Annotated in this window: 1 protein-coding gene; it reads left to right on the top strand. The window is 47.6% G+C overall.

The window, feature by feature from the left end:
- The coding region (locus LMC10_RS01885; protein ID WP_267866775.1) for a Rib/alpha-like domain-containing protein at positions 1–1,549 on the top strand (1,549 nt) is incomplete at both ends.

The raw sequence follows: 1,549 nt of genomic DNA, 5'->3' as shown, positions 1-1,549 counted from the left end.
GTACCATTAACTACGAAGTACCAGCAGGACATGAAGCCATCGCCCCAGTAACACAAACTGTAGAATACACTCGAGATGTTAACGGCGTCGCAGGTTACCAAGACCCAGTAACTGGTGAGATTACTTGGAACGCATGGCACGTTAAGAGTGGTAAAGCCGAATTTGTTTCTGCTAGTGTAGAGCAAATCAAGGGTTACGATTCATACGTAGATGGTACAAAGGCAACTGAAGTACCAGCAGCTCAAGTAACTGAAAAAGATGGCGTACCACAAAATGGTGCAAATGTTACCGTAAGTTACCAAAAGCAAGGCGACACTCCAGTACCATATAAGCCAGGTCAAGAAGGCGTTAACGATGACATGAACCAGTACGTAACTCGTACCATCGTGGTTCATGAACCTGGTAAAGACCCAGTAAGTCATGACCAAACCGTTCACTTTACTCGCGAAGATGCTCAAGGTAATGCTGGGTACACTGATCCCGTTACTGGTGAGACTACTTGGAACGCATGGCATGTAGCAGGTGAACTTAACCAAGCAAATGGTACTTGGGTAGAATTTAATGCGCCAACTGTTAAAGGATACACTCCAAGTCAAGCTAACGTAGCAGCTGAAGAAGTTACTGCAGAAACTAAGAATGTCACTGTTGATATTACTTATGCTCCAGTAGCCCCAACTGGTCAAAATGTAACTACTAAGGTCGGTGAAGTACCAGATGCAGATCAAGGTATTGCCAACAAGAATGATTTACCAGATGGTACTAAGTACACATGGAAGGACACTCCAGATGTAAGTACTGAAGGTAATAAGCCAGCTGTAGTTGTAGTAACTTACCCAGGTGGCTCAACTGTTGAAGTTCCGGTTACCGTAACTGTAACTAAGAACCCAACGGATGCAGACAAGTACACACCAGAAGGCCAAGACGTTGATACCAAGACTGGAATTGTCCCAGATCCAGCCGATGGTATTAAGAACAAGGGTGACTTGCCAGACGGCACTAAGTACACCTGGAAAGACACTCCGGATGTAACGACAGCCGGCGATAAACCAGCCACGGTTGTGGTAACTTACCCAGACGGTTCGAAGGATGAGGTTCCCGTAACTATTCACGTAACGAACCCAACAACGCCGACTGACGCTGATAAGTACACGCCAGAAGGTCAAGATGTAAACACGAAGACTGGAGTTGTCCCAGACCCAGCCGACGGGATTAAGAACAAGGGCGACTTGCCAGACGGTACGAAGTACACCTGGAAAGACACTCCGGATGTAACGACAGCCGGTGACAAGCCAGCTACGATTGTGGTAACTTACCCAGACGGTTCAAAGGACGAAGTTCCCGTAACAGTACACGTAACGAACCCGACGACGCCGACTGATGCTGACAAGTACACGCCAGAAGGTCAAGATGTAAACACGAAGACTGGAGTTGTCCCAGACCCAGCCGACGGGATTAAGAACAAGGGCGAGTTGCCAGACGGTACGAAGTATACTTGGAAAGACACGCCAGATGTAACGACAGCTGGTGACAAGCCAGCCACGATTGTGGT

Source organism: Limosilactobacillus reuteri subsp. simiae, assembly GCF_020784875.1.
In the GTDB taxonomy this organism is placed as follows: domain Bacteria; phylum Bacillota; class Bacilli; order Lactobacillales; family Lactobacillaceae; genus Limosilactobacillus; species Limosilactobacillus reuteri_H.
Note: the sequence above shows the minus strand (reverse complement) of the source record. Positions and strands in the feature narration are given on the sequence as shown.